The following is a 26,977-nucleotide window of genomic DNA, read 5'->3' on the forward strand; positions in this document are numbered from 1 at the left end:
TCGGCGGCTCGCGACACCGGGGGAGCCACCGTTGGCGGTGGGTACCCGCTCCGGCTTGCCGAAAGCACGCCCCGGCTGGGCGGCCTACAAGGACGAAAGCGGATGCCCAGGTTCCTTGATTAAGAGGTTAACGCGATGGGACCCCAGGTACGGAATGGGGTCGCTCACTCGGTACCCGGTCGAGATACCCGGCAATCGTCATGGACCGGAGGCGTTACGAGCCGATACCGATCGGTAACGGGGCCCGGCCGGGAGTCATAGGTGGTGCGGGCCTTATTAATAAGCTACGCGGCATTCGGGCAGCGTGTGACAGGTCACACACCGTTCGGCCCGAAATCCGGTCGAATCGCACACCGGAGCGCCGCCGGAATTTCCGGCCGGAATGATCACGGCACAACCGATTCGTAATGCGGATAGACAAGCGGACGCGACGCTATTCCGGGACGGCCGCGTCGAGTACGGCGAGATCGCGTTCGCAGGCGGCCAATTGGGCAGGCTGCTGCGCGGACAGCTCGCGTAATTGCTTCTCCAATTCCGCGACCCGCCGGTCGGCGTCCACCACGCGGGCGGTGCTGGCCCGCACCACCTGGTCGGTGAGCCGCGATTCGGCCTCCACCAGCGCGGTCGCGACGCGCTGCTCCAGCTGTGCCTTGACGTTCACCAGCGCATCGGACATCCACTGCCGCAGGTGGGCGCGGTCGGCGAGGTGGCCGCGCGCCCGCACCACCCAGTACGCCACGCCCGCGCCGAGCAGCAGGGTCACCGGGACCGTCGCGTAGTCCAGGGCGGGCACCAGCGCCAGCGGCGACACCACCAGGCGGCCCAGACCGAATCCGGCGGAGGTGCCGAGCGCGATCATCAGGTAGTCCTCGACGCCGCGGTGCCGCGGTTCGGGGTCGGGACCCAGCCGCGGCGGCGGATCCGTGTGCAGTTGCCCGGGGCCCGGTCCCGGCGCGGGCCCGGTGACCGCCTCCAGCTGGCGGCCCAGTTCGGCGAGCCGCTGCCCGACCACGACATCGAGTTCGGCGGTCAGCTGATTCACGGCCTGCTGCAACTGTTCCGGGTAGTCGCCGGTGGCGCGGCGATCGAGCCGGTCCAGCTCGGTGCGAGCGGTCGCGTTCAGGGCGCGGATGCGGGCGCCGACCTCGTGCAGCAGATCCACGCGGGCCAGATGCAGCCGGTTGCGCAGCGCGGCCATGGCCTGCGCCCGGCCGCCGTCGCGCCCGGCCAGCAGGGTGGCACGCTCCTCGCGCAGCCGGGCCACCGATTCGCCGGATTGCAGCGTGGCGACCTGGGCGCGAATGCGCCCGCGGGTGTCGGCGAGCACCCGGCCGATGACCGCGGCCGCGCTGCCCGTGCCGCCCGAGGCGCCGATCATTCCGGTCAGGTGCGCGTGCAGGGTGCCCAGACCGGAGCGATCCAGCAGCGACGGATCGCCGTTGGTGCGGGCCGCCACCGCCAGCCGCGCCGAGACGGGCACGATATCCGGATCGGCACCCAGCACCGGACCGAGCAGCGCCCCGTTGCGGTCGAAGACGGTCCGCCAGTCCGGATGCGCGTGGATGCCGTTCATGGCGAAGACGATTCGGGTGCCGCCGGACCGCAGCCGGGCCACCAGGTCCAGCGTGGCCGCGCCGAGCGTGGCGCCCGCATCGAGCAGCAGCAGCGCCAGCGGCGGCGGTGCGACCAGTGTGGATGGATCGGTGAGCGGATCGGAGAGATCGATGTGCGGCTCGAAGCGGGCCAGTTCGGTGCGGAGCAGCGTGGTGTTGGCGTCGCCCGGGCCGATCAGCGCGACGATCACCGGGGGCGTGCCCGGCTCGGCTCGCTTCGCTCCGGCTCCGGGGACCGCCCGCAGCAGCGCGCTGCCCTGCGGATTCCACCGTGCGACAACGGCTTCCGCCTCGGGCGGCAAGCTCGGTACCGCGTCGACACCCGATGCGGATGCCGGGTCCGGCGTACCCCCGCCGGGCACGGCCGCCGCGAAGTCGGCAGGCTGCCCGGGACTCGAACCGGGACCGACCGCCGACGCCGGGTACCCGTCCGGCGGGTGCGCCGGGCGGGCGGGATCGGCGGAGTCAGAATCCGGCACTGCTCATCCGCTCCCAGATCCGGACGTAGCCGTTGTGGACCCGGACCGCGGCGCGGCGGGCCGCGGGAGACATATCGCTGGACACCACGGCGCGCCAGCGTTGCGCGCGGGTCAGTGCGTCGTCGGCGTCCGCCGGCTGCGGGGCCGGATATCCGGTCGCCAGATGCCTGACGTCGGGGCAGGCCAGCCCGGCCTGCAGGCCCAGCCACAGCGCCTCGTCACCGGCCAGATAGTCCTCGAGCAGATCGCGGGCACGGCCGCCGCCGCCCGGCGCCACTCCCGGAACCGAGCGCGCGGCCAGCCGGTCCAGCTCGTCGAGGAAGTGGCCGCCGCGCTGGGCGCCGATCTGCTCGTAGCGCCGGTGCAGCAGCGCGTGCACGGGGTCGATACCGCTGACCGCGTGCAGCAGCTGCAGCAGTTCCCGCGGGCCGAGATTCGGCTCGTAGCGCAGGGCGGTCAGCGCGCACGACACCCCGTAGAGGCCCCAGCGCTCGAGCACCGCCTGCCGCTCCGCGACGTCGGGACCGGCGGCCGGTGCGGTGAACAGCTCCGGCGACAGGGTGAAGGTCGGATCGGCGTTGGTGGCGTGCCGGCGCAGCGTGCGCAGGTCGTCGTCGCTCGGGGTGCCGGCGCGGGTGCGCACGGCCAGCGCGGAGACCAGTGGCAGCACCGGAACGCCCAGCCCGTGCGCGACCTGCTCGGCCGCCGCGACGGCGTCGCCCCACCGGGAACCGATCGCGTCGGCCTTGTTGAGCACCACCATCGTCCGATCCCGCGGCAGTTCGGCCAGCATGCGGCGATCGGCGGCCTGCAGCGAGGCCGGAACGACATAGACCACCAGGTCGCCGTCGAGTACGGGGTCGGGGCGGCCGGGTTGGTCCACCGGCTCGGTCTCCACCGCCGACATCAGCGCCAGGGCCTGCAGCAGGGTGGATTTACCGGCGCCGGACCGGCCCGCGACCTGGATGCGCAGCGGACGCCGCCACACCCCCGCCGCGGTGACGAGCTGGTCGGCTATGCGCGGATCGTTGCCCGCGCCGACGCGCAGGGTGGCGATGAGTTGATCCAGTTCGGGTGCGGGACCGCCGTGATCGTTCATGAGCCCGGACGCGGTGACTGTCGACACGGGTGATACCCCCTTCCGCCGCGCAATTCTGTCAGAAGCACGGCCTGTTGTCGGCACCGACCGCCAGGTTTCCCGAAGACGGGCGCGCACGCCGCGGCGGGCCCGGCCGCCGCCGCGTCACCCGGCGCGGGTGATGACCCGATTCGCCAGGCGCACCGCCCAGTTGGGCCCGTATTTTCCGGCGGCCGCCAGCAGCTTGGCCTGGGTGCCGATCGAATAGTGGACGCGGCGCAGCGGTCCGCGCCGCGGCCTGGTCGCGTCCCATACGCCCGCGGCGACGTCGTCGACCGTGAGCCGCACGCCCAGCGACCGCGTCGAGCCGGTGTCCACACCGGTCAGCATCGCGGTCGCGACGAACAGCGGCCAGACGGCCAGCACCCGGATATCGTGCCGCCGCCATTCCAGATCCAGCGCCTCGGTGAGGTTGCGCACCGCAGCCTTGGAGGCGCCGTAGGACGCCAGCTCGGCCTGTCCGTAGATCGCCGACGCCGAGCACAGATTCACCACCTGCGCTCCCGGTGTGTCGCGGAGATATTCGAAGGCCGCGTGCGTACCGGCGATGACGCCGCCGAGATTCACCTCGACGATGCGGTGATGCGCGGCCGGATCGATGTCCTGGAACGGGCCTGCGCGCAGGATCCCGGCATTGTTGACCAGAATGTCGAGTCGCCCGGCGGCGGAATGGAATTCGGCCAGCCGCGCCCGCCACTGTTCGATCTCGGTGACGTCCAGCGTGCCGGTGTGCGCGGTCCCCCCGGCCGCGGTGATGTCGGCGGCGAGCCGATCCAGGCCGGGCTCGTCGACATCGAACGCACCCACGCGATACCCCCGCGCCGCGAACAACAGCGCGATCGCCCGCCCGATACCGGCCGCCGCACCGGTAATGAAAATCGCCGGTCCATCCATGCGCGCAGCATAAGCGCCCCCACCCCGAATCACCCCCGCCTTGCGGCCGTCCGTGCCCGCACGCACCCCTTGGCCGTTCACGCACCCCCCTCCATCGCTTGGAACGCGTGCGGGGACGAATACGAGGTGCGCGAAAACCAGGCAGCGGCCGATGCGAGGCAGCGCACTGCCAACGGTGCTCCCGCGCATCCACACTCGTGCACACCGTGGACGCTCACGAACTCTCGTGGTGCCTGCACACGGTGCGGCAACGAGCGCGGGGGTGCGCAAAGTCCGCGCGCTCGACCGACCCCGGGGGCAATTGTGTTTGCACCACAGGTGAATTGGGACCGCGAGGGTGAACTCGCACCCCTACGTGCCCCGTATAGCCAAGGGTTACGAGTGTGCGATCGATCACGCCGGGAGCGGACGGCCCGATGGCGGACAGATACCTGAGACGATCTTGTCGGTGCAGGTGGAGCGATCGCGCGGCGGCTCGGGGATCAACTACGCAGTGTCGTGGTTTTTACTGTGGCACAGCACAATTCATGCCAGAGTCGGTGTCGGTACGAAGGCGTGTGACCTAGTCTGAGTCGATCGGCCGACGCCGATGCGCGGCTGCGGTGGGGTGGGATCCCGGGGGAGCGGCCGCGGGAACCTGTGAGGAGGGCAGGATGACCGTCACCGACGTCATCGGGAAAGTCGGCGCCGCCGGGAGATCCGGCGTCACCGGGGCGGCCGGAGTCATCGGCCGGGCCAATGCGGCGCTCGGCCTGGTGGACACCCTCGTCGGCAGCCGACCGCTGCTGCCGTCGCAGGACCCGTTCCTGCGTGCGCCCGCCGGGTTCGCCGCGCACGCCCCCGGCACCGTATTGCGCAGCCGCCCTGTACAACTGGCCCTGCTGGGCGTCGTCCCGCAGGATGTGCGCGCCTGGCAGCTGTTGTATCGGAGCAGCGATCTGCACGGCCGACCGGAGGTTGCGGTCACGACGGTCCTGCTGCCGGCCGATGCGGACCCCGCCACCGAGCGCCCGCTGCTGGCCTTCCAGTCGGCGATCGACGCGGTCTCCGAGCGCTGCGCCCCGTCCTATGCCCTGCGCCGCGGCGCATTCGTGCCGGGTTCGATCACCCAGCTCGAGTATCTCCTGGTCGCCAACGCGCTGCGGCGCGGCTGGGCGGTGAGCATCGCCGACCACGAGGGACCACACGGCCACTTCGGCGCCCCGCGCGAACCCGGATATCGCGCCCTCGACGGCGTCCGCGCCGCGCTGCGATTCCCGCCGCTCGGCCTGCACGCCCGGACCCCGATCGCGGTGTGGGGCTATTCGGGTGGCGGCATGGCCAGTTCCTGGCTGGTGGAAATGGCCCCGACCTACGCCCCCGAGCTCGATATCGTCGGCGCCGCGCTGGGCGCGCCCGTCGGCGATCCCGGCGAGGTCTTCGTGCGGCTCAACGGCAGCCGCTACGCCGGATTTCCCGCCATCGTCATCGCGGCGCTGCGCCCGCTCTATCCGGCACTGCGCCGGGTCCTCGACGAAAACCTCACCCCCGACGGACGGCGCCTGATGGATCGGGCCGCGGCAATGGCGCCGATTCTGGCGCTGCCGGTGCTGGCCCGCCGCAATGTCTCCGACTACCTGACCCGGCCGCTCGAGGAGATCCTCGACAATCCGGACATGCGCGCCATGTTCGACGATCTGCGCCTGGGGACCGCCGCGCCGCAGTGCCCGGTGCTGGTGGTGCAGCCGCTGCACGACCGGATCATCCACACGGAACACGTCGATGCGCAGGTCGACCGGTATCGCCGCACGGGCGCCGACGTCACCTACATCCGCGACCGCTGGAGTGACCATTTCTCGCTGCTACCGCTGTCCACTCCGCTCAGCCTGGACTGGCTCGCCGACCGGATCGCCGGTCGGCCGGTGAGCAAGCCCGCCGGCGCGGCGTCCGTGAGCGACACCACAGCGCGGGATGTGCGGTCTGTGGTGGCGTCTCCGGCACGCTGGCGAAGCCTGCTCGAAATGGCAGGCACCGCAACACGAGTCGTACTCGGCCTGCCGCTGCGTCAGCGGTCCGAACCCGTCCTGAGCCCCGCGCCGACCCTGGCCGCCTGAATCGAGTGCCCGGCGGCGCGCGGTCCGAGTAACGTACCGGGGCGCGAGCCGATGAATCCGTTCGGAAGTACTTCCGGGATCACCGAGGGGATGTGTAGGCGGCATGACTGCAACAGTGCGGCGCCTGGCGGGCGCGTCGATGGTGATCGCGGGCGCGGTGGCCGCAATCGGTTTCACGGCCGGTAACGCGTCGGCCGCTCCGACGGATTGCGTCACCGACCGCTGGACGACCGGCGCCTCCGCGCACTGTGGCGGCGACGGATTCTTCACCGTGGAAGTCGATTGCGTCGGCGTGTACGTGACGCGCACCGCCCCGCACCTCGCGGTCGGGCCCTACATGCAGGCGAGCCAGCGGTTCGCGTATGCGGGGGATCATCCCGAAATGGACCCGACGCAGACCCACCCCAGGGCCGACTGCTTCGAGTTCACCACCGGCCACTTCGGAATCGCCACCGGCACCAGGGTGTACGAAACCTTCCGGTGAGATCCGCGGCCGGACAGCGGATCACGCGGCCGACCACACGCCGGTGGCCGCCGCCCGGCGGGCATAGTCGGCGAAATCACGTGGCTCCCGGCCGGTGGCCCGCAGCACCCCGTCGCTGAGGAAACCGGTGTTCCCGCGGTGCAGCCACTGGAACGGGCCCGCCTGCATCTCCGCCGCGCTGCGGTCGTAGCCCCGGTCCACGAGGTGCTGCACGTACTCGGGCACCTCGACCGGTACGTAACGGATCCGCCGGCCGGTGGCCTCGGCGATCTCGGCCACCGCGTCGGCGAAGGTCATCGCCCGCGGTCCGGACAGCTCGTAGATCTGCTCCTGGTGACCGTCCTCGGTGAGCGCGGCGACGGTCACGGCGGCGATGTCGGCAGCGTCCACGAAGGGCACCGTTCCGGCGCCGACGGGTATCACCACCTCACCGCTACGCACCTCGGACAGCTTCGGATCCTCCTCGAAGGTTTGCGCGAACCAGCACGGCCGCACGATCGTCCACTCCGCGCCGCTCCCGCGCGCGGCGCGCTCACCGTCCGCCACGGCCTGCGCCCATGGCCCGTACGGAGTCTTCAGCAGGTAGTCGTCGCCGCCGTCCCCCCGCCCGGACAGCGCGACGATCCGCCGGACCCCCGACCGCACGGCCAGCGCGGTGAACTCCGCGGGATCCACCACCCCGACCACGCCCCACACATTCAGATACACCGTGTCGACATCGGCCAGGGCGGGCCGCCAGGTGGACCGGTCCGCCCAGTCGAAGCGATCAGGACTGGACCGGGATACCGCGCGCAGCGGGTGCCCCAGCTCACGCAACCGAACGACCACGTGGCGGCCGACCTTGCCGGTCGCGCCCATCACCAGAATGTTGTTCACGCCCAGCAACTTACGCCTCTAACTTTGGTTAGGCTACCCTAATCATCAGTCGAAGTGGCCGCATGCACCGGCGGGCGAGCGCTCGACTAGGGCGATTCGGGGACCGATCGCTGGCCCAGCGCCGGTACGCCGATCCGAATGGGTACGTTCGAAGCGTGATCGACAACGCTGAGGTCCTCGAGTTCCTGAACCCGGAAAATCCCGGTAATGTACCGGTCTCGGGGTCCGACGCGTTCACGTCAGCAGCCTGACCAGGGGTTTATACGATGTCATCGAATACTGGACAATGGACGCCGTGAACGACGCCGCGAACCCCACCGCCGGGAGCGACGGGCCCGAGGGCTCCGCCACGGCCTCCGCGACGGCGCCGGGGCGCTCCAATGGCTCACGGCTCTACCCGCGGGTGACCAGTTTCCGGTCCCGGCGGGGCGCCCTCACTCCCAATCAGCAGCTGTCCTGGGATCGGACGTGGCCGCGCATCGGGCGCGAGGTGTCCGACGATCCGCTCGACACCGCGGCCTGGTTCGGCCGCCGGGCGCCCCTGATCGTCGAGATCGGCTGCGGTACGGGCACGGCCACCGCCGCGATGGCGCTGGCCGAACCGCAGTTCGACCTGATCGGGATCGAGGTCTACCAGCCGGGCCTGGCGCAGCTGGTGCAGCGCATCGAGCGCGAGCACATCGACAACATCCGGCTGCTGCGGGGCGACGCCGTGGATGTCCTCGAAAACATGATTGCCAAAGATTCGCTGTCGGGCGTTCGTGTCTTCTTTCCGGATCCCTGGCCGAAGGCCCGCCACCACAAGCGGCGGTTGCTGCAGCCGGACACGGTGACCCTCATCGCCAGTCGCCTGAAGGTCGGCGGCGTGTTGCACGTGGCCACCGATCATGCCGGTTACGCCGAGCACATTGCGGAGGTGGGAGCGGGAGAACCGCAGCTCATCGGCCTGAACGAGGCCGCCGGCGGAGATTCGGAGCGGTTGCGGACCGCGGCCCCGATCGGCGTCGATCGACCCGTCACCAAGTTCGAAAGCAAGGCGCATCGCGCCGGAAGCGCCATCACCGAGCTCATTTGGGGGAAGATCGAATTATGAGCGAGCGCAGCGAGCGACCCATTAGCTCAGCCGTCCTGACGGTCCTGATTCGACCGAGCGCCAGCGAGGCCCAGCCATGAGGGAGCGGAGCGACCGAACCATCGGCTCAGCCGTCCTGACGGTCATGGGTGGGCCGAGCGTCAGCGAGGCCCAGCCATGAGCGTCAGCGAGATGGCCCACGAGGTCATGGATGTTGCCGAAATAATGCACGGCACCACCTCGGAGTCGAACGACGGCACCGCCGTGTCGGGGAACTCCGGAGTTTCCGCGGTACCGGGCGGCACCACCGACGTGCGCCGGGTGCTGCTGGTCTGGGACGCCCCGAACCTCGACATGGGTCTGGGCGCCATCCTCGGCGGTCGGCCCACCGCCGCGTATCGCCCCCGGTTCGATGCCCTCGGCCGGTGGCTGCTGGCCCGCACCGCCGAACTGTCGGTGGGCAGCGTGCAGCGCGTCGAGGCCGAGGCGACGGTGTTCACCAATATCGCGCCCGGCACCGCCGACGTGGTGCGGCCGTGGGTCGAGGCGCTGCGCAATGTCGGCTACGCGGTCTTCGCCAAGCCCAAGATCGACGAGGACTCCGACGTCGACAGCGACATGCTGGCGCATATCGAGGCGCGGCGCCGGGGCGCCGGACTGGCCGGGATCATGGTGGCCTCCGCCGACGGCCAGGCCTTCCGCGAGCCGCTCGAGGAGCTCGCGGCCGGCGGAATTCCGGTGCAGGTGCTGGGATTCCGTGAGCATGCGAGCTGGGCGGTGACGTCCGATATCCTCGAGTTCATAGACCTCGAGGACATCCCGGGCGTGTTCCGCGAACCGCTGCCCCGGGTCAGCCTCGACTCGCTGCCCGAAGAAGGAGCCTGGCTGCAGCCCTTCCGACCGCTGTCGGCCCTGCTCACCTCCCGCCCCGCTCAAGGAGTCGCTTAGTGTTCACCCGCTGGGGCGACCTGGTCTACAGATTCCGCTACATCGTGCTCGGCCTGGCCGTGGCCGGACTGCTCGGCCTCGGTGCCTACGGGATCGGTGTGGAGAACCATCTCAGCTCCAGCGGTTGGGACGATCCCGGGTCGCAGTCGACGCAGGCAGCCCGGCTGAAGGACGAGGTGTACGGGCGCGATCACAACAGCGACGTGATCGTGCTGTACACCGCGCCGGAGGGTAAGACCATCGACGATCCCGCATGGGGTCGCGAGATCACCGACAGTCTCAACAGCCTGCCCAAGGAACATCCGGAGATCTCCAAGGTCAACGGCGCCTACTGGAAAACCGAGACCGGTGACGTGTCGCCGACGCTGTTCGGCTCCAAGGACAAGAAGTACGCCTTCGCGTCGATCGCCATCAAGGGCGACAACGACACCGAGATGGTGAACAACTTCCGCAAGGTCCGCGACGCCTTCGACATCCCCGGGGTGGACGTCCAGGTCGCGGGCCTGCAAGCGGTCGCCGGAACGTTGAACGACACCATCTCCGCCGACACCAAACGCATGGAGCTGCTGGCCATTCCCGCGGTCGGGGTGCTGCTGTTCTTCATCTTCGGCGGCATCGTCGCCGCGGCGCTGCCGCTGATCGTCGGCGGGCTCACCGTGGTCGGCGCCAACGGCATCGTGCGGGCGCTGACCAACTACACCGAGGTGAACTCGTTCGTCGGGGCGGTCGTCTCGATGATCGGCCTCGGCCTGGCCATCGACTACGGCCTGTTCATAGTCAGCCGATTCCGAGAAGAGTTGGCGGAGGGATACACCACCGGGCAAGCGGTGCGGCGTTCGGTGATGACCGCCGGGCGCACCGTGACCTTCTCCGCCGTCATGATCATCGCGGCGAGTGCGGGCATGCTGCTGTTCCCGCAGGGCTTCCTCAAATCGATCGGCTACGCCACCATCGCCACGGTGCTGCTGGCCGCGCTGGCCTCGATCACGATCCTGCCCGCGCTGCTGGCCATTCTCGGCAAGCGCGTCGATGCGCTGGGCCTCAAGTGGTTCCGCAAGACCAAGACCGCCGAGGAGATCGAGAACGGTTTCTGGGGGCGCAGCACGCAGTGGGTGATGAAGCATCCGCTCAAGATCGCGATTCCCATCGTCATCGTCCTGCTGCTGCTGATCATCCCGGTGAAGAACCTGAAGTTCGGCGGCATCAGCGAGACCTACCTACCACCGGACAATCCGACCCGCGTCGCGCAGCAGAACTTCGACAAGATCTTCCCGCTGCGCAAGACCGACCCGATCCAGCTGGCCATCGTCACCGACAACCCGCGCGAGATCTACGGGGTGCTGAAGCAGGCCAACAGCATCGAGGGATTCACCGCCGACTTCCCCACGCCGAAGGTGCCGCCCAACGGCTCCAACGTGTGGACGTCGGAGGCGACGCTGAACGCCGACGCCGATCCCAACACGGTCATCGACGAGCTACGTGCGTTGGAGATGCCCGACGACGTGGAGTTGCTCGTGGGCGGTCAACCCGCGATGGAGAAGGACAGCGTCGACGCATTGCTCGACCGGATGCCGCTCATGATCGCGCTGGTCCTGTTCGTCACCACGGTGCTGATGTTCCTGACCTTCGGCTCACTGGTGCTGCCGATCAAGGCCGCATTGATGAGCGCGCTCGGTCTCGGTTCGACGCTGGGCATTCTGACCTGGATCTTCGTCGACGGCCACGGCGCGTCACTGCTGAACTTCACACCCCAGCCGATCATGTCGCCGGTGCTGGTGCTGATCATCGCGATCATCTACGGCCTATCCACCGACTACGAGGTATTCCTCATGTCGCGCATGGTGGAGGCGCGCAGTCTGGGGGCCAGTACCACCGAGGCGGTGCGCATCGGCACCGCGCAGACCGGTCGCATCATCACCGCCGCAGCGCTGATCCTGCTGGTGGTCGTCGGTGCGTTCGCATTCTCCGATCTGGTGATGATGCAGTACATCGCCTACGGCATGATGGCGGCGCTGTTCATCGACGCCACCGTGCTCCGCATGCTGCTCGTCCCGGCCACGATGAAACTGCTCGGCGACGACTGCTGGTGGGCGCCGAAGTGGATGAAGAAGATTCAGCAGAAGATCGGCCTCGGCGAGCCCATCCTCGATGACGAGCGCCCGGGCAGCGACAGCGTGGTCGACCTGGTGAAGACCACCCCGGTCACCGATCCGGTGACCCAACAGATCCCGGTCATGCCCGATGGCACGCCCTCCAAGCCCGCCCGCAAGATACTCAAGCGGCCGCGGTTCATCGGTGGCGTGGACGGCGACGCACCCACGCAGCAACTGGGTGTGATCAAGACCGAGCCTCGGCCCTCGGGTGACACCCCCGGGTCCTCCGGCGACTCGGGCACCGAGACCTCCGGCGACGCCGGACAGAGTGGGCCGCAGACGTTTTCGAGCTTCCCGTCCGCGAACCCGGACGCGCCGAGGCTGAACCTGAGTACCTCGGAGCCGAAGCTGGACCTGGGTACGTCACAGCCGAACCCAAATCTCGGCACGTCATCGACGCTGAATCTCGGCACGTCACAGCCGAATCCGTCCGGCTCCACGGGCGCGGCCACGCCGGTGGACAACCCGGGTATGTTCGCGCCGCAGACCACGCCGCAGACCAATCTGCGGCTGCCGCGGTCGATCGAGCCGCAGTCCGGGGTCATCGGCGTGACACCGAGTGCGGATGTGCCACAGGCGGATCCGGAGCCGCACGGGCCCTCGACGCCGCCCGCCGTATCGACGCCGCAGTCGGCGCGGCCCCCGCTCCCGCCGCGCACCGTGCCCCAGCATCCGACCGATTCGACCCAGCCGACGCAACCGCAGGAACCGGCCCGGTCGCAGTACCCGGCCCAACCCGACGATCCGGGCCGGCCGCTGGACTCGGACCGGTCGGAGGACGCCACGGGGTCGCAGGAGCCGGGCCGGCCCACGGGCACGACACCGCGGGTGCTGCCGCCGCAGCCGAGCGCAGCGAAGGTGGCGCCGCATCCGGCCACCCGCGCCCAGCAGTTCCACTCGCACGAGGCGCAGGGTCGGGAATCCGATTCTCCCGCACCGTATCCCACGACGGCACCGGAGCAACAACGGTCCGCGGCACCGGAGCAGCGGCCCTTCTCGGAGCCGGAACGACAGGGTTTCGCGGCACCGGAGCAGCAACGCTTCGGGACGCCGGAACAGCAGAGTTTCGCGGCACCGGAGCACCAGGCTTACCCGGCACAGGGGAGCCAGGCTTACCCGGAGCCCGAACACCAGGCTTACTCAGCGCAGGAGAATCAGGCTTACTCGGCACCTGAACACCAGGCATACTCGGCACCCGAGCAGCCCGCGGAGCCGGACGAGCCGCCCGCCCCGCAGGCCGAGGCCGATCCGCCCGATGATTCCAACCGCAACAGCATCGAGCGGTGGATGGCCGACCTGCGCTCCTCCCGCCGCAAGCCCGAGCAGCCCGATCCCGACGACGAGGGCAAGCACCGCGGCGGCGCGGGCCGCACCGTCAGCGTCAACGAGCTGCTGCGCCGCCAGAACCGCGACTGAGCCACGGCGGGCCATCCGGCGCGGCAATTCCGGCGGAGGCTCGGTCGATCTCAGGTCGTGGCGGCGGACCGGCGGCCGATGCTCGCGCGGATTTCGCTCGCTACCAAACCGGGGGCCTCGAGCATGGGGACGTGGCCGACGCCGGGAAGGATGCGGGACCGCATGGTCGGCGCCTGCGCCGCTGCGGTGTGCAGGCGCGGCGGCAGGACGCGGTCGTGTTCGCAGTACAGGATCGTGAGGGGTGTCGCGATATCGGTGAAGCGGCCGAAACCCGTTGCGAGGGCTGGATCTTCGGCGAGATCATCGACGATGCGGCAGTGCCCGGGAGCCGCGGCGACGGCGGTGGCCAGGCGATGCGGGACCGCCGCGGGGCGGTAGGACAGCAACGGAACCACCAGGCTGCGCGCCATCGTGCGGGTCGCACCCGCACCGACGCCGATGACCGGTGCGAAGGCGCGATACTTGCGGAGCAGCTGCGCGGCGGTCCGAGTCTCCGAATCCCACATGCCGCCCGGGGCGATGGCGGTCACCGTGCGGGCCCGGCCGCGTGCGGCCAGCTCCAGCGCCAGCCAGCCGCCCAGCGAGTTGCCGACCAGATGCGCTGTCTGCCAACCGGTCTCGTCCATCAGCTGCTCGGCGAAATCGGCCAGGGCGGCGAAGGTGGCCGGGCGTCGCACCACCGGCCCGCCCCAGTGCCCGGGCAGGGTGGGCGCCAAAACCGCGTGGTCGCCGGATAATTCGTCGAGCACCCCGCCCCACGACTGCCAGTTCAGCAACAGCCCGTGCAACAGCAGCAGCGGTTCGCCTCGCCCGGCACGGTATTGCGGCTCCGGTTCGGTCGCGCCCACGCCATCGGCCATGCACCGACAGTACCGGCCCGCCGGAGCGGCCGCCGGTCAGAAACCGGACATCAGGCGGCGCCACTGCGCCGCGAAAGGCTGTTTGGCCGTGACGGATCCGAACCGCAGCCTGCCCTGCACCACCACGTGCAGGGGGCCGATAGGCGGGCCGGTGCGCACCTTGTTGTTCGCGCTGGAGCCGATCAGGTCCAGACCGTTGAGATCGACCGTCGCCTCCGCCGGGACGATGAGGGTGAGCGAACTGCCGAGGTCGTCCACGTGCAGCTCCACCACCTGGGTGGACATCGTCGCCTGGGTGAAGTCGAGGGTGACTCCCGACAGCAGGTTGTTCAGATACAGCACCGGCGGCACCTGCCACCGGCCCTTGCGCGTCACACCGGACAGCCGCGCCCGGATGGTGTTCCCGGTGGCCGTGGGGGCGGGCGGCGGGCCGCCGAACGCCGGACGCCTAGGGGGCGGCGGCGCCGACATCGGGTTCGGCTGCCCGGCCAGGCGGATCCCGGGGAGATCGACCAGCACCGCGTTCAGCTCGCCGCGGGTCTTGGCGGCCAGCGCGGTATCCATGCGCTCGGTGAATTCGCCCAGCGACAGCATCCCGAGCCCCACCGCCCGCTGCAGCAGGGTGCCGACATGCTCGCGCTCGGCATCGGTCACCCGGAGATCGCGATCGCCCACCGGGCTCCCGGACTCCGGAACCGGCCGCGTACCAGGAGTGGAAACCGTCTCACCGCCCATGCGATCGAGGGTACCGACGGCGGCGTTCGCGCACATCAGGGCAATCCCTGAGTGACGAGTACGACCCCGCCGCTACTCCAGCCCCTGCTCGATCGCGTACCGGGTCAGCTCGACCCGGTTACCGAGTTGCAGTTTGCGCAGGGTGGCCTGGACGTGATTCTCCACCGTGCGGTGGCTCAGGCTCAGGCGGGTGGCGATCTGCTTGGCGGACAGGCCCTTCGCGACCAGCCGCAAAACCTCGGTCTCGCGCTCGGTGAGGGCCGGGCGGTGCGGTTCGTCGCGATCCGCGGGCGCCTGGGCGATGCGGCGGTATTCGCCGAGGACCAGGCCCGCCAAGCCGGGGGTGAACACCGCCTGCCCGGCCGCGGTGGCGCGGACGGCGGCGATCAGCTCCGCCGCCGATGCGCTCTTGACCAGGTAGCCGGTGGCACCGGCCTTGATCGCATCGAGCACGTCGTCGCGTTCGGCGGAGGCGGACAACACCAGCACCCGGCTCTGCGGCGACACCCGCAGGATCTCCGCAGTGGCCTGGGCGCCGTTGCCGTCGGGCAGCTGCATATCCATCAGGACGACGGCGGGGCGGACCGCGGTCGCGCGGCGGGTGGCCGCGGCGACCCCGTCCGCCGTGGCGGTCACCTGGAAGCCCGCCTCGGCGAGGTCGCGCGAGACGCCGTCCCGCCACATCGGGTGGTCGTCCACCACCATCACCGAGATGGTCTCGGCGGCAACGTCTTCGGTATCCGCAGTTCCCATTCCGTCCCCTCCTCCGTGGTCAGTAGGTCGGCCACCCCACCCAGCGCCTCGATGCGGCCGATGATCGAGCGCGACACCCCCATCCGTCCCTCCGCGGCGGCGTCCGCCAGGCGGCCGGGCGCGATACCCGGGCCGTCGTCGCGGACGCTGACCACCACAGCATCACCCATATCCTCCAGCAGTACATAGGCTTTTGCGTCCGGCCCGGCGTGCCGTCCGGTGTTCGACAGCGCGGCGGCCGTGGCGGCGGCGATCTCGTGGGCCGTCCACTCCCCGACCGGTACCGCCTCCCCTGGTGTGGAGACGAAGACCGCCGAGGACGCCTGGGCGGTCAGCAGAGGGCGCAGATCGACCTCGGCGCCGGTCTCGGCCCGGCGGCCCTGCTCGGAGATCAGCACCCGCAGCGCCACCTCCTGCTCCCCGGCATGCAGCGCCAATTCCTCTGTCTCACCGCCGATTTCGGTACCTCGACGCTTGATGTAGCTGAGCACCTGCAGCACACCGTCGTGCACCTCGCGCGCGAGCCGCTCTCGTTCCTCGGCGGCGGCGGTCAGGCGCACCGCGGCCTGCAGTTGCCGCTGCGCGCGGCGGGCGGTGTTGGCGGCCAGGCCGATCGCCAGCCCCACCGATACCAGCACCGGTGCGGTGGCATCGCTCCACAGATCCAATTCCCACTGCTCGCGCACGACGATGCTCACCGCGGACACCAGGACCCCCGAGAGCACCCCGCCGATCGGACCCCACAGAATTGCCGCCGACATCACCGCATTCGCCGCCCACAGGGTGGTCGGCAGCGTCTGGTGCCCGTGGTACCAGTCGTAATCGGCGACCAGCCGGGTGCTGGCCATCAGCGCGATCACCACCGCGTGATCGCCGATCACCACGAGGGTGCGCAGCCGGGCCGCGTCGCCACTCCCCCACTGCGACAACAGGATCGCCGAGATCACCGACCAGACCACGAGCACCCCGATCAGCGCCCAGCTGAGCCCCGGCTCGCGATAGTTGTCCACCGAATCGATCTGCTGACCTACCGCGTACAGGACGGTGACCAGCCGGAACACCTGCACCGCGCGCCACAGCGGAGTGGTTGCGGCAGTATCGGATTCGGAGCCGGTCCGCGCCCGCATCACCGGCCTCACCCCGCCGCCGAACTCGGTGCCCGGTCACTCACGCCGCGATCGGGCACCGTCCCCACGGGCGCGCCGGTGCTCGACTCGACAGCGGATGCCGCGGTGGCGCATCGGCCCGCCGCACCTCGCGCGCCATGCTCAGCCGTCGCCTGCATCACTGGACTCTTCTCGGCCGGACCGTCCCGCTCCGGGTGACTCGGAACCTCTTGTTCCCATGCTGATTCCGGGAATCGGATCCCGCCCGGGTTTGTCCGGCTCGGCGTGGTACATCGGATCACCCGGGTCGCCCGTGTTGAGTTCCTGATAGAGCTCCTCGGGATCGTCGGCCAGCAGCGAGCGGATGGCCGTGTTCAGCACCGCCACGAACGGCACCGCGAGCAGGCCCCCGGCGATGCCCGCCAGCACCACGCCGGCGGTGATCGCCAGCACCACCGCCAGCGGATGGATCCGGACCGCCCGGCCGAGCAGCAGCGGTTGCAGCACATGGCTTTCCAGCTGCATCACCGCGATCGTCACGCCGAGCACGATCAGCGCCGTCACCAGGCCCTTGGTCATCAGGGCCAGGAACACCGCGATCGAGCCGGCCAGCAGCGAGCCGATGATCGGGATGAACGCACCGATGAACACCAGCGATGCCAGCGGCAGCGCCAGCGGCACATTGAGAATCGCCAGGCCCGCCCCGATCCCGATGGCGTCGACCGCGGCCACCGCCACCGTCGCGCGCACATAGCCGATCAGGGTTCCGAACCCGAGCTGCCCGGCGGTGCGCACCCGCTCCCGCTGTGCCGTCGGGATGATCCGGGTGACGTACTGCCAGATCTGATCGCCGCTGTAGAGGAAGAAGATGGCGATGAACAGGGTCAGGAACGCGCCGGTGAGGATCTCCCCGACCGCGGCCGCGGTGGTCAGCGCCCCGCTGGTGAGCGAATCCTGGTTGGACTCCAGGGTTTTGATGATGGTGTTGCCCGCATTGCGGATCTGATCGTTGCTCAGATGCAGGGGGCCGTTGATCAGCCAGTCCTGAATCGTATGGATGCTGGTCTTGAACTCGTCGGTCAGCTGCGGCACACCGTTGACGAACTGTTCGATGACGAAGGTGAAGACACCGGCCAGCAGGCCCAGCGACCCGACCAGCGCCACCAGCACCGCGATCCCGCGCGGCAGCCCCATCCGCTGCATCCAGTCCACCGCCGGGGACAGCAGGGCCGCCAGCAGCAGCCCGATCGCCAGCGGAATGACGACGGTGGTCAGGCGCTGCGCGAGATAGGCGACCGACAGCACCGCGACCAGGATCAGCAGCAGCCGCCAGGACCACTCGGCCGCCTCCCGCACCAGCGGATGCACCGCATCGGCCGCGCGGCGAGCGGGGCGCTCCCGCACCGCGGTCCCCCCGCCCGGCTGCGACGCCGGGACGCTCCCGGCGGTGTCGCTGTTGTCGCGGCCGTTCCCCACGTCACTCACGTCGCGAGCCTATCCGCACCACCCGACACGGGCACGTGAGCGCGCGGAACGGCGCCGCGCGACGTGCGGCGGTCACCGCCCGCGGGAGCACCGGCGGTCCGGAACGGCCCGAAACGCTAGATTGGTCCTCGTGTCGGCGCCCTTGGAAGCGGTCAAACAGACCATGCGAACGCGCTGGCCGCTGTACCTCGCATCGACGCTGGCGGCCAACGCCTTCGGTGCGATTCTCGTGTACGCGTTCATTCAGTACGGCCTGCCCTCGCCGGAGGGCAGCCCGACCGGTGTGCGCCGCACCGGACTGCTGGTCCCGGTGACGGTCTTCGTGGTGGGCGGCGCGCTCAGCCTGGCCGCCGCGGCGCTGATGCTGCGGCCGGTGATGCGCTGGCAGCTGCGCGGCGGGCCGCCGAGCCGGCAGGAGCAGATGGCCGCGCTGCACGCGCCGCTGCGGCAGTCGATCGTGCACCTGGCGCTGTGGCTGGTCGGAGGCGCGGTGCTGGCCGCGACGATCATCGTGGACACCCCCGAGCTGGCGGGCGCGGTCATCGTCACCGAATGTATGGCCGCCACCATCGTGTTCGGGTTCACCTACATGCTCGGCGAGCGCATCATGCGCCCGGTCGCCGCGCACGCGCTGTCGACGGGGACCTTCGACCACACCCTCACCCCGGGCGTCGGCACCCGGATGGCGATGACCTGGGGTATGGGCACGTTCGCGCCGACCATCGCGATCGTGCTGCTGTGCGTCACCCAGATCACCTCGCAGGTGCAGTTCTCGGCGCGGTCGCTGGCGGTGTCGATCCTGCTGCTGTGCGGCGTGGTGATCATGCAGGCGCTGGCGCTGTCCATGCTGACCGGCTCCAGCATCTCCGATCCGGTGCGCCAGCTCTCGCGCGCGATCGACCGCGTGCAGGAGGGCGCGCGCGACGTGCAGGTGGAGGTGTTCGACGGCAGCGAGATCGGGCTGCTGCAGGTCGGGTTCAACCGCATGATGGACGAGGCCGCGCAGCGCCGCGAACTGCAGGAACTGTTCGGACAGCACGTCGGCGAGGAGGTCGCGCGGCGGGCGCTGGAATTCGGTACCGAGCTGGGCGGCGAAACGCGGTTCGTGGCCGTGCTGTTCGTGGATATGGTCGGCTCCACCGCCACCGCCGCCGAGCGGCCGCCGACCGAGGTGGTGAGCCTGCTCAACGAGTTCTTCCGGATCGTCGTCGACGTCGTCGACCGCAACAACGGCCTGATCAACAAGTTCGTCGGCGACGCCGCGCTGGCGATCTTCGGAGCGCCCCTGGACCGTCCCGACGCGCCGACCGCCGCGCTCACCGCGGCCCGCGAACTGCGCGAGGCGCTGCGCGAGGTGCCGGGCCTGGATATCGGCATCGGAGTCTCGGCGGGCCTGGCGGTCGCCGGGAATATCGGTGCCGCAAACCGATTCGAATACACCGTGATCGGGGATCCCGTCAACGAGGCTTCCCGGCTCACCGAACTGGCCAAGGAGTATCCGGGCCGAGTGCTCGGCTCGGGCAGTGCGCTGTACTTCGCCGACGACCACGAGCAGCGGCACTGGGAATCGGGCGACGAGGTGCAGCTGCGGGGCCGCCGCCGCAAGACCCGGCTGGCCTGGCCGAAACGCGCCGACGACCGGCCCGCCGAGGAGTCCGCGGAGGAATCCGAACGGCAGCCGGACACGGTGGTGGACTGACCGGCCGAACGACCCCTGGGAAGCGCATCCCCGAAACGGGGGCTGCTCCTGCTATACGCCGTTGGTTAGGCTGACGGGCGTGAGGGCCCATGGTGAACTAGCCGGCGACCCGGGATCGCCTGCCGAACCGGGTCGTCGCGGGCGGTTTTGGTGGTTGAAATGGGTTCTCGGGCTGGCCCTGTCGGCGCTGCTGATCGGCGAGGGCATCTATATGTGGCCCCGACTACACGAGTCGTGGCGCAGTCTCACGGAGATCCACTGGGGATGGGTCGCGGCCTGCATTCTGATGCAGGCGATATCGATGAGCGGCTTCGGCCGCATCCAGAAACAGCTGCTGTACGCCGGGGGCGTGCGCGTCAGTCAGCGCAAGTCCGTGGCGGTGGTGTACGGCGCCACCGCGATGTCGGTGACGCTGCCCGCGGGCCAGGTGTTCTCGACCGCCTTCACCTACCGCCAGACCCGGCGCTGGGGCGCGAGCCCGATCGTGGCGTCCTGGCAGCTGGTGATATCCGGCGTCGTCGCGGCGGCGGGCATGGTGCTGCTGGGCGTGGGCGGCGCGCTGCTGGCCGGTGACCAGGTCGGGCCGTGGAAGCTGGTGCTGCCGATCGCCGGCGTGATCGCGCTGGTGTGGGCGGGCAACTACATCTCCGGCAATCCGGGCTCGCTGGAGTCGCTGGCCCGCCGGATCCTGCACCTGGTCAATCGGATTCGGCGGCACCGGCTCGACGACGGCATGGACAAGGTGCACGAGATCCTGCACCAGCTCGAGTCGGTGGATCTCGGCCGCCGCGACGGCGTGATGGTCACGCTGTTCGCGTTGATGCACCGCCTCGGCGATGTGGCCTGCCTGGGCGCGGCCTGCTACGCCGTCGGCGCCGAACCGCGCTGGGCCGGGCTGCTGATCGCGTTCAGCGTGGGCAAGGCGGTCGCCACCATTCCGTTCGCCCCGGGCGGCATCGTCTATGTCGATGCCACGCTCTTCTACGCGCTCACCGCCGCCGCGGGGCTTCCGGCCTCGCAGGCGGTCGCCGCGGGTGTCATGTACCGGATGGTCAGCTTCATCCTGGTCGCGATCATCGGGTGGATCGTGTTCGCGTTCCTGTTCCGCAAGCCGCAGGCCGAGGACGCCGAGTTCGAGAAGGAGTTCGAGCAGCGCTCGGCGATGCTGGCCGAACAGCGGCTGCTGAACGAGAAGCGGCCGCGGCCCGAGGACGATGGCGAGAGCGAGAGCAAAAGCGACGACACCTAGCCGCCGAGCTGCCCGTTCCCCGGATTACCCTGTCGGCGTGAAGAAACTGGTGCCGTTCGTGATCGACGCCCTGCTGGTGATCGTGTTCTGCGCGATCGGCCGGCGTAGCCACCACGAGGCCGTCATCACCGGCCTATTACTCACCCTGTGGCCGTTCGGCACCGGACTCGTCGTCGGCTGGCTGTTGGCGGCGTGGATCGGGGCACGCGGGGAAATCACCGCCGCGCTGCGGCGCTTCGACGCTTGGGCGCTGTGGCCGACGGGCGTCGTGGTGTGGCTGTCCACCCTGATCATCGGCATGGCTATGCGTGTGGTCAGCGGTCAGGGCACCGCGGGAAGCTTCATCGTGGTCGCCGCCACGGTGCTGGCACTGTTCCTGCTCGGCTGGCGAGCGGCCTGGCGAGCCCTGGTCCCGGCCAAAAGCATGCCGGGATGACGAGGCGTTCATGCCGGGGATGACGAGGCGTTCATGGCGGGGATGACGAGGCGTTCATGGCGCGATGACCCTGGACATCTCATGCCGGGATGACGAGGGACGTTGATACCGGACGACGAGGGAGTTACTGGTCGGGGGCGGCCAGTGACTGGAGCATGCGGGAGGCCATGCGGGAGGTGGCGTCGCCGCTGTCGGCGTTGTCGATGTGGATGGCGAAGGCCAGGTCGCCCATGTTCGCCAGCAGCCAGCCGCTCGTGCCCGCGGTCGCCGCGTAGGCGGTGACCCCGGCGTACCGGCGCAGCGAGGCCAGCTCCGGGCCCCCGGCGGCATCGTCGGTCAGCATGCGGCGCAGCTGCTGGAGCACGTCGTCGGGCAGCGGCGTCAATTCCGCCTCGGTGGTGGACGGGCGGCCGATCTCGATCATCGGCGGCGCCACCCCGCCGCGGGAGATGGCCGCCGCGGCGATGGCCATCCCGAACGGACTGGCCAGGATCGGGTCGGCGCTGCCCTGCCGCACCTGCTCGACCCCGCGCCCGCCGATCGGCAGCCGGCCCGTGGTCTGGTCGAGTCCGGGCACCTTGAAGCCGATGCCGACGCCGAGCATGGCCGCCCCCTCGGCCGCATCCTGCACCGAGACGTCCTGCGGCGCCTTCTTCTTGGTGATGGCCGCGACCTGCTTGAACAGCTCGGTGGTGCCGCCCGCCGGATAGGCGCCGGTGAAGGCGACCGCCCCCTGTTCGGTGGCGTAGGTGTTCTGTGCGGCGGCGACGACCGCGCCGGTGGAGGGCTGAATCGCCACGATCGATGCCGGGGTGCCCGCGCTGACCACCGCGTCCTCCGCGGCGCGCTGCAGTTTCTGATCCAGCGTCGAGGCGACATCCGGACCGGGCGGGCCCTGCTGACCGGCGAGCTGGGTGACGGGCCGGCCGTCGGCCTCGAACAGCTTCACGCCCCAGCCCGCGTGCTGATCCCGGTTCTCCTGCCACACCTTGCGTAAGCCGTCGAGCATCGGGGACCAGATCCGGCGGTCGGTCACGATCAGCCGCGGCTGCTTCTCCAGCACCACGCCGGGGATCGGGGCCATTCGCGGTTCCAGGATCGCGAAATCGTCCTCGCGCAGCTGGACCGCGACGACCGGCTTACCCTGCGAGGTCGACAGCTGCTGCATCAGCGACGGCCCGGTGATCAGCGGCGCGACCGGGGCGATGGCATCGGCCAGGGCATTGGTCGAGGCCACCGGGTCGGGTAGCTTCGCCGGATCCAGCTTCACGACGTTGATCACCTGCTCGGTCATCAGCGTGTTGCCCGCGTTGTCGTTGACCTTCGGCGGCGGCGCGTCGGTGCGCACCAGCTTGACGCCGCGCTGGTTGTTCAGCTGCGGCACCACCACGCTGGGCTCCCAGGAGATTCGCCAGCCGATCGCGAGCTTGCGGATCGAGCCCTGCAGATCGTAGGTCCAGTCCTTGCCGGGGCCGAAGTTCCAGTTGGCCTTCAGGTTGAACATGGCCGAGTTGTCGTCCAGGCCGATGTACTGGGCCAGTTGATAATCGGGTTTGCCGGGATTGAGCCCGTCGAACACCTTCGACAGGGTGGCCTCGGCGCCGTTGGGGTATGAGGTCAGCTGGGCGGCGCCGTTCGCGTCCTTGTCGTCCAGCAGCTGGGTGAACTTCTTGACGACGGCCTCGGGGCTGTTCGGCTTGTCGTTCAAGCCGCACGATCCCGTCACGATCGCCAGGACGATCGCGCCCGCAACCGCCACTGCGCCCCGAACGCGAATGCGGCGGGATCCCCACACATCCATATCGCCCACTCTTCACTCTTGTCACTCCAGCAACAAGACCAACGGTACCCGAAAAGAACTGACCCGGCGCCGGGTTGGCGCCGTCCGCATTCTCCATGCTCAGCACCAGAATAATGCCCAAATCGCGACATCCTATGCAGCACCCGCGAAATCGTTAGCCGTGTTCACTGTGCGGCCGTCCCGGAACCGTTCTCCGAGAGCGGAATTCGATCTCGGCAAATCGGCGTAATCTTGTAATCACTGTTACAGCCCATGGAAAGTAAGCGAGGTAGCACCATGAGGCACGGAATGCGCGGCCGGGGATTCGGCCGCCCGGGCGGTTGGCAGCAGGCCGATCTGCCGGACGCCGCCGAGGCGCCGGACTGGTTCGCCGGGAGGTTGCCGAGCGAATGGTTCAGCGGGACGCCGACGATCGAGATCGACCGGGACGAGATCGTCGTCATCGGCGAGTTGCCGATCCCGAAGGGGGATTCGGCGGCGGAGAGCGAGGCCCCGGCCGACAGCGATCAGCCGACCGAGGAGGTCCCCCGGGCCACCAAGGAGGGGCTCGTCGCCCGCTTCCGCGAGTCCACCCGCCCCGCCCGCATGCAGATCGCGCAGGAGGCGCAGGCCCGGTTCGGCCGCAGCGTCGCCTGGGGCGTGTCGGTGGACGGGGAGCGGATCCTGTTCACCCACTTGGCGGTTCCGGTCATGACCCGGCTGCGTCAGCCGGAGCGCAAGGTCCTGGACACGCTGGTGGACGCCGGGGTGGCGCGGTCCCGCGCCGACGCCCTGGCCTGGACGGTGAAGCTGGCCGGCGAGCACGCCGAGGAATGGCTCGAGGAGCTGCGCACGGCGATGCGCAAGGTCGACGACCTGCGCGCCGAGGGGCCGCGCGGGCTGTAACCGGCCGTCACAGCGATAGGGTGTCCGGCATGGCACCGATCCTCGTGCTCAACGGCCCGAACCTGAACATGCTGGGCACCCGGCAGCCCGAGGTGTACGGCTCGGAGACCCTCGACGACGTCGTCGAGCTGTGCCGCAGCACGGCCGCCCGGTTCGACCGGGAGATCAGCGCGTTCCAGTCCAATTCCGAAGGGGCGCTCATCGATCGGATCCATGCCGCGCGCGGCGCGGTGTCCGGCATCGTGATCAACCCGGGCGGCCTCACCCACACCTCGGTGGCCCTGCGGGATGCGCTGGTCATCCCGGAGGCGCCGCTCGTGGAGGTGCATATCTCGAACGTGCACGCCCGCGAGGAATTCCGGCACCACTCCTACATCTCCCCCATCGCCACCGCCGTGATCGCGGGCATGGGGGTGCGGGGATACGCGGCCGCCGTCGAATTCCTCTGCACGCGAACGTAGTTCGGGCGCCGGGAACGCCCGCCATCCCGGCACGCCCGCCTGTCCCGGCACGCCCTTCCTCACAGTCCCGGCACGCCCGTCACCGTCCCGGCACGCCCGTCACCGTCCCGGCACGCCCCTCACCGTCCCGGCACGCCCCGCGCTGTCCCGGCACGCCCTTCTTTGCATTCCCGGCATGCTTTTGGCCGGGATCCACTGCCGCGGGTGGCTTCCGGCCGAGAGCGTGCCGGAAATGCACATGGTCGCGCCGTAATTCCCTTGTTCGTCCCAAAATGTAGTAGGTATGCTACGGCCCATCCTGGAATTACTACGGAGGGCAGGATGACGGTAGGCGAGGAAGTCGTACTCGACGTCCAAGGACTGCGGATGCGGTACGGCACCCGAGATGTATTGCAGGACGTGACTTTCCAGGCCCGCAGCGGCGAGGTCCTGGTGCTGCTGGGCCCCAACGGCGCGGGCAAGACCACCACCATCGAGATCCTGGAGGGCTTCCGGATGCGCTCGACGGGGGAGGTGTCGGTGCTCGGCACCGATCCCGCGCACGGCGACGAGGCCTGGCGGGCGCGCATGGGGGTGGTACTGCAGTCCTGGCGCGATCACGGCCGCTGGCGGGTGCGGGAGCTGCTGTCCAATCTGGGCTCGTACTACGGCCCGTATTCGACACCGGCGATCCGGCGCCCGTGGGACACCGACGAGCTGATCGCGGCGGTGGGGCTGACGGAGCAGTCCGGCGCCAAGGTCAGCAGCCTGTCCGGCGGCCAGCGCCGCCGCCTGGACGTGGCCATCGGCATCGTGGGGCGGCCGGAGCTGCTGTTCCTCGACGAGCCCACCGCCGGTTTCGATCCGCAGGCGCGCCGCGAATTCCACGATCTGATGCACCGGCTCGCCGACGACGAGCAGACCACGATCATGCTCACCACGCACGATCTCGACGAGGCGGAGAAGCTCGCCGACCGGATCCTCGTGCTGGCGGGCGGGCGCATCATCGCCGACGGCTCGGCCGACGAGCTGTCGCGGCGCATCGCGGGCGAGGCCGAGATCAAGTGGACCCGGGACGGGCAGCGCTTCGTGCACACCACCACCGAGTCGACCAAGTTCGTCTACGAGCTGTTCAAGCAGTACGGCGAGGACATCGGCGAACTCGAGGTGCGGCGCGCCTCGCTGGAGGACACCTACATGACGCTGGTGCAGCGCTTCGAAACCGGCCAGGGCGAGGACGCCGAGATCCACACCCTCGAGGAGGTCACCCGATGACTCCGATACTGGTGGCCGCGCGCGCCGGGGTGTCGCAGGGGCTGATCGAGATACGGCAGATGCTCACCAACGGCCAGGACCTGTTCATGCAGTACTTCTGGCCCGTGCTCATCCTGGTGGCATTGTTCTTCATGCGCGACGGGCAGTTCGGGTCGACCGGCATCGGGCTGGGCGCCCTGGCCCTGCCGGGCGTGCTGGGCATGCTGGTGGCCTCCAGCGGGCTGATGGGCATCTCGCAGTTCCTGAGCGTGGACCGCGAGGACGGAACCCTGTTGCGCGCCAAGGCGACTCCGAACGGCATGGTCGGGTATCTGATCGGCAAGATCATCACCACCGCGGGCACGCTGCTGGTTCAGGTGGTCGTCATGCTGATCGTCGGCGGAATCATCGTCGGCGGGCTGGATCTCGGCAGCGTCGGCGCCTGGGCGACCCTGATCTGGGTCTTCGTGCTGGGCATGCTGGCGACGCTGCCGATGGGCGCGGTGTTCGGCTCGATCTTCGAGAACCCGCGCAATGTGGGATTCGCGATGATGCCGGTCATGGGCCTGATCGCGGTGTCGGGCATCTTCTATCCGATCACGTCCATGCCCGGCTGGGTACAGGGCCTGGCGCAGGTGTTCCCCATCTACTGGCTGGGCCTGGGCATGCGCTCGGCGGTGCTCCCCGACGAGGCGGCGGTCGTCGAGCTGGGCCAGTCCTGGCGGCACTGGGAGACCTTCGGCGTGCTGGGGATCTGGACCGTGGTCGGGCTGGCGCTGGCGCCGATCGTGTTGCGGCGCATGGCTCGCCGCGAATCCGGATCGAGCGTCGCGGCCCGCCGCGAGAAGGCCATGCAGCGTGCCTACTGAGGTCATCTACAACCGCATCGCGATGCTGCGCGCCGAGCGCGGCATCTCGCGGCGGCAGCTGGCCGAGGCGCTGGGCGTGCACTACCAGACGATCGGGTACCTGGAGCGCGGTGAGTACAGCCCGAGCCTGCATCTGGCGCTGCGGATCTCGGAGTACTTCGGGGTGGCGGTGGAGGTGATCTTCTCCACCGCCCCCTTCCCGCGCCTGGGCTCGAACTCCGAATCCGCCTGAGGGGCAG

At 69.7% G+C, this 26,977-nt stretch carries 23 protein-coding genes; 13 read left to right on the forward strand and 10 right to left on the reverse strand.

Going from position 1 to position 26,977, the window contains the following annotated elements; all coding sequences use genetic code 11:
- Positions 1-433: 433 nt before the first annotated feature.
- The 3 genes from NM1_RS27715 to NM1_RS27725 form a co-directional block, all read right to left on the reverse strand.
- Positions 434-2,092 carry an AAA family ATPase gene (locus tag NM1_RS27715; RefSeq protein WP_246011532.1) on the reverse strand — a complete coding sequence of 553 codons (1,659 nt, stop codon included), beginning with the start codon at positions 2,090-2,092 and terminating at the stop codon, positions 434-436.
- Positions 2,079-3,218, reverse strand: a complete 1,140-nt coding sequence (locus NM1_RS27720) for a GTPase Era family protein (protein ID WP_246011533.1) — start codon at positions 3,216-3,218, stop codon at positions 2,079-2,081. The genes NM1_RS27715 and NM1_RS27720 overlap by 14 nt, the downstream gene beginning before the upstream one ends.
- 117 nt (positions 3,219-3,335) lie before the next feature.
- Entirely contained in the window at positions 3,336-4,124 is a 789-nt protein-coding gene (locus NM1_RS27725) for an SDR family oxidoreductase (protein WP_068026131.1), read from the reverse strand.
- A 653-nt stretch (positions 4,125-4,777) separates the two neighbouring features.
- Between NM1_RS27725 and NM1_RS27730 the strand changes: the two genes are divergently transcribed.
- Together NM1_RS27730 and NM1_RS27735 are read left to right on the forward strand one after the other, a co-directional pair.
- A complete protein-coding gene (locus tag NM1_RS27730; protein ID WP_084520124.1) occupies positions 4,778-6,217 on the forward strand; it encodes a lipase family protein in 1,440 nt (479 codons plus the stop codon).
- A 103-nt stretch (positions 6,218-6,320) separates the two neighbouring features.
- Positions 6,321-6,701: a hypothetical protein gene (locus NM1_RS27735; protein WP_147289064.1), complete on the forward strand. Its 381-nt coding sequence runs from the start codon at positions 6,321-6,323 to the stop codon at positions 6,699-6,701.
- A 21-nt stretch (positions 6,702-6,722) separates the two neighbouring features.
- Here the strand turns inward: NM1_RS27735 and NM1_RS27740 are convergent, their stop codons facing one another.
- A complete protein-coding gene (locus NM1_RS27740) occupies positions 6,723-7,577 on the reverse strand; it encodes an NAD(P)H-binding protein (protein ID WP_246011534.1) in 855 nt (284 codons plus the stop codon).
- A gap of 286 nt (positions 7,578-7,863) precedes the next feature.
- On the opposite strand from NM1_RS27740, the gene trmB reads away from it, so the two are divergent.
- The 3 genes from trmB (at position 7,864) to NM1_RS27755 (ending at position 13,166) form a co-directional block, all read left to right on the forward strand.
- Complete coding sequence (gene trmB, locus NM1_RS27745; protein WP_068026138.1) at positions 7,864-8,670, forward strand: tRNA (guanosine(46)-N7)-methyltransferase TrmB; 807 nt, start codon at positions 7,864-7,866, stop codon at positions 8,668-8,670.
- A 204-nt stretch (positions 8,671-8,874) separates the two neighbouring features.
- Positions 8,875-9,597: an NYN domain-containing protein gene (locus tag NM1_RS27750; protein ID WP_068026325.1), complete on the forward strand. Its 723-nt coding sequence runs from the start codon at positions 8,875-8,877 to the stop codon at positions 9,595-9,597.
- Positions 9,597-13,166, forward strand: coding sequence for an MMPL family transporter (locus NM1_RS27755; RefSeq protein WP_068026140.1), 3,570 nt, complete (start codon positions 9,597-9,599; stop codon positions 13,164-13,166). Before NM1_RS27750 ends, NM1_RS27755 begins: the two co-directional genes overlap by 1 nt.
- Before the next feature lie 50 nt (positions 13,167-13,216).
- On the opposite strand, the gene NM1_RS27760 is transcribed toward NM1_RS27755, so the two are convergent.
- The 5 genes from NM1_RS27760 to NM1_RS27780 all read right to left on the reverse strand — a co-directional run bounded on the left by NM1_RS27760 (position 13,217) and on the right by NM1_RS27780 (position 18,024).
- Positions 13,217-14,026: an alpha/beta fold hydrolase gene (locus NM1_RS27760; RefSeq protein ID WP_068026143.1), complete on the reverse strand. Its 810-nt coding sequence runs from the start codon at positions 14,024-14,026 to the stop codon at positions 13,217-13,219.
- A 36-nt stretch (positions 14,027-14,062) separates the two neighbouring features.
- Entirely contained in the window at positions 14,063-14,761 is a 699-nt protein-coding gene (locus tag NM1_RS27765) for a DUF1707 SHOCT-like domain-containing protein (RefSeq protein WP_084520125.1), read from the reverse strand.
- 72 nt (positions 14,762-14,833) lie between these two features.
- On the reverse strand, positions 14,834-15,514 hold the full coding sequence (locus NM1_RS27770) for a response regulator (RefSeq protein WP_068026146.1): 681 nt from the start codon (positions 15,512-15,514) through the stop codon (positions 14,834-14,836).
- Entirely contained in the window at positions 15,466-16,641 is a 1,176-nt protein-coding gene (macS, locus tag NM1_RS27775; protein WP_068026150.1) for a MacS family sensor histidine kinase, read from the reverse strand. The genes NM1_RS27770 and macS overlap by 49 nt, the downstream gene beginning before the upstream one ends.
- Before the next feature lie 141 nt (positions 16,642-16,782).
- Positions 16,783-18,024 carry an AI-2E family transporter gene (locus NM1_RS27780; protein WP_068026328.1) on the reverse strand — a complete coding sequence of 414 codons (1,242 nt, stop codon included), beginning with the start codon at positions 18,022-18,024 and terminating at the stop codon, positions 16,783-16,785.
- Positions 18,025-18,268: 244 nt separating this feature from the next.
- Here NM1_RS27780 and NM1_RS27785 point away from each other — a divergent pair, with 244 nt between their 5' ends.
- The 3 genes from NM1_RS27785 (at position 18,269) to NM1_RS27795 (ending at position 21,489) form a co-directional block, all read left to right on the forward strand.
- Complete coding sequence (locus NM1_RS27785) at positions 18,269-19,804, forward strand: adenylate/guanylate cyclase domain-containing protein (RefSeq protein WP_068026331.1); 1,536 nt, start codon at positions 18,269-18,271, stop codon at positions 19,802-19,804.
- 79 nt (positions 19,805-19,883) lie between these two features.
- The gene (locus NM1_RS27790; protein WP_068026153.1) at positions 19,884-21,053 is read left to right on the forward strand and encodes a lysylphosphatidylglycerol synthase transmembrane domain-containing protein; all 1,170 of its coding nucleotides are present in this window, start codon (positions 19,884-19,886) and stop codon (positions 21,051-21,053) included.
- 37 nt (positions 21,054-21,090) lie between these two features.
- Positions 21,091-21,489 (forward strand): DUF3054 domain-containing protein, encoded by a 399-nt coding sequence (locus tag NM1_RS27795; protein WP_068026155.1) that lies wholly within the window; start codon positions 21,091-21,093, stop codon positions 21,487-21,489.
- 124 nt (positions 21,490-21,613) lie between these two features.
- On the opposite strand, the gene NM1_RS27800 is transcribed toward NM1_RS27795, so the two are convergent.
- Entirely contained in the window at positions 21,614-23,290 is a 1,677-nt protein-coding gene (locus NM1_RS27800; RefSeq protein ID WP_068026334.1) for an NTF2-like N-terminal transpeptidase domain-containing protein, read from the reverse strand.
- Positions 23,291-23,566: 276 nt separating this feature from the next.
- On the opposite strand from NM1_RS27800, the gene abmR reads away from it, so the two are divergent.
- The 5 genes from abmR to NM1_RS27825 all read left to right on the forward strand — a co-directional run bounded on the left by abmR (position 23,567) and on the right by NM1_RS27825 (position 26,970).
- The gene (gene abmR, locus NM1_RS27805) at positions 23,567-24,175 is read left to right on the forward strand and encodes an ATP-binding transcription factor AbmR (RefSeq protein ID WP_068026158.1); all 609 of its coding nucleotides are present in this window, start codon (positions 23,567-23,569) and stop codon (positions 24,173-24,175) included.
- Positions 24,176-24,204: 29 nt separating this feature from the next.
- Complete coding sequence (gene aroQ, locus NM1_RS27810) at positions 24,205-24,636, forward strand: type II 3-dehydroquinate dehydratase (protein WP_068026161.1); 432 nt, start codon at positions 24,205-24,207, stop codon at positions 24,634-24,636.
- 321 nt (positions 24,637-24,957) lie between these two features.
- A complete protein-coding gene (locus NM1_RS27815) occupies positions 24,958-25,890 on the forward strand; it encodes an ABC transporter ATP-binding protein (protein ID WP_068026163.1) in 933 nt (310 codons plus the stop codon).
- A complete protein-coding gene (locus NM1_RS27820) occupies positions 25,887-26,738 on the forward strand; it encodes an ABC transporter permease (protein ID WP_068026167.1) in 852 nt (283 codons plus the stop codon). Before NM1_RS27815 ends, NM1_RS27820 begins: the two co-directional genes overlap by 4 nt.
- A complete protein-coding gene (locus NM1_RS27825) occupies positions 26,728-26,970 on the forward strand; it encodes a helix-turn-helix transcriptional regulator (protein ID WP_068026170.1) in 243 nt (80 codons plus the stop codon). The genes NM1_RS27820 and NM1_RS27825 overlap by 11 nt, the downstream gene beginning before the upstream one ends.
- Positions 26,971-26,977: the final 7 nt, after the last annotated feature.

It is taken from the genome of Nocardia mexicana NBRC 108244 (assembly GCF_001613165.1).
Classification (GTDB): Bacteria; Actinomycetota; Actinomycetes; order Mycobacteriales; family Mycobacteriaceae; genus Nocardia; species Nocardia mexicana.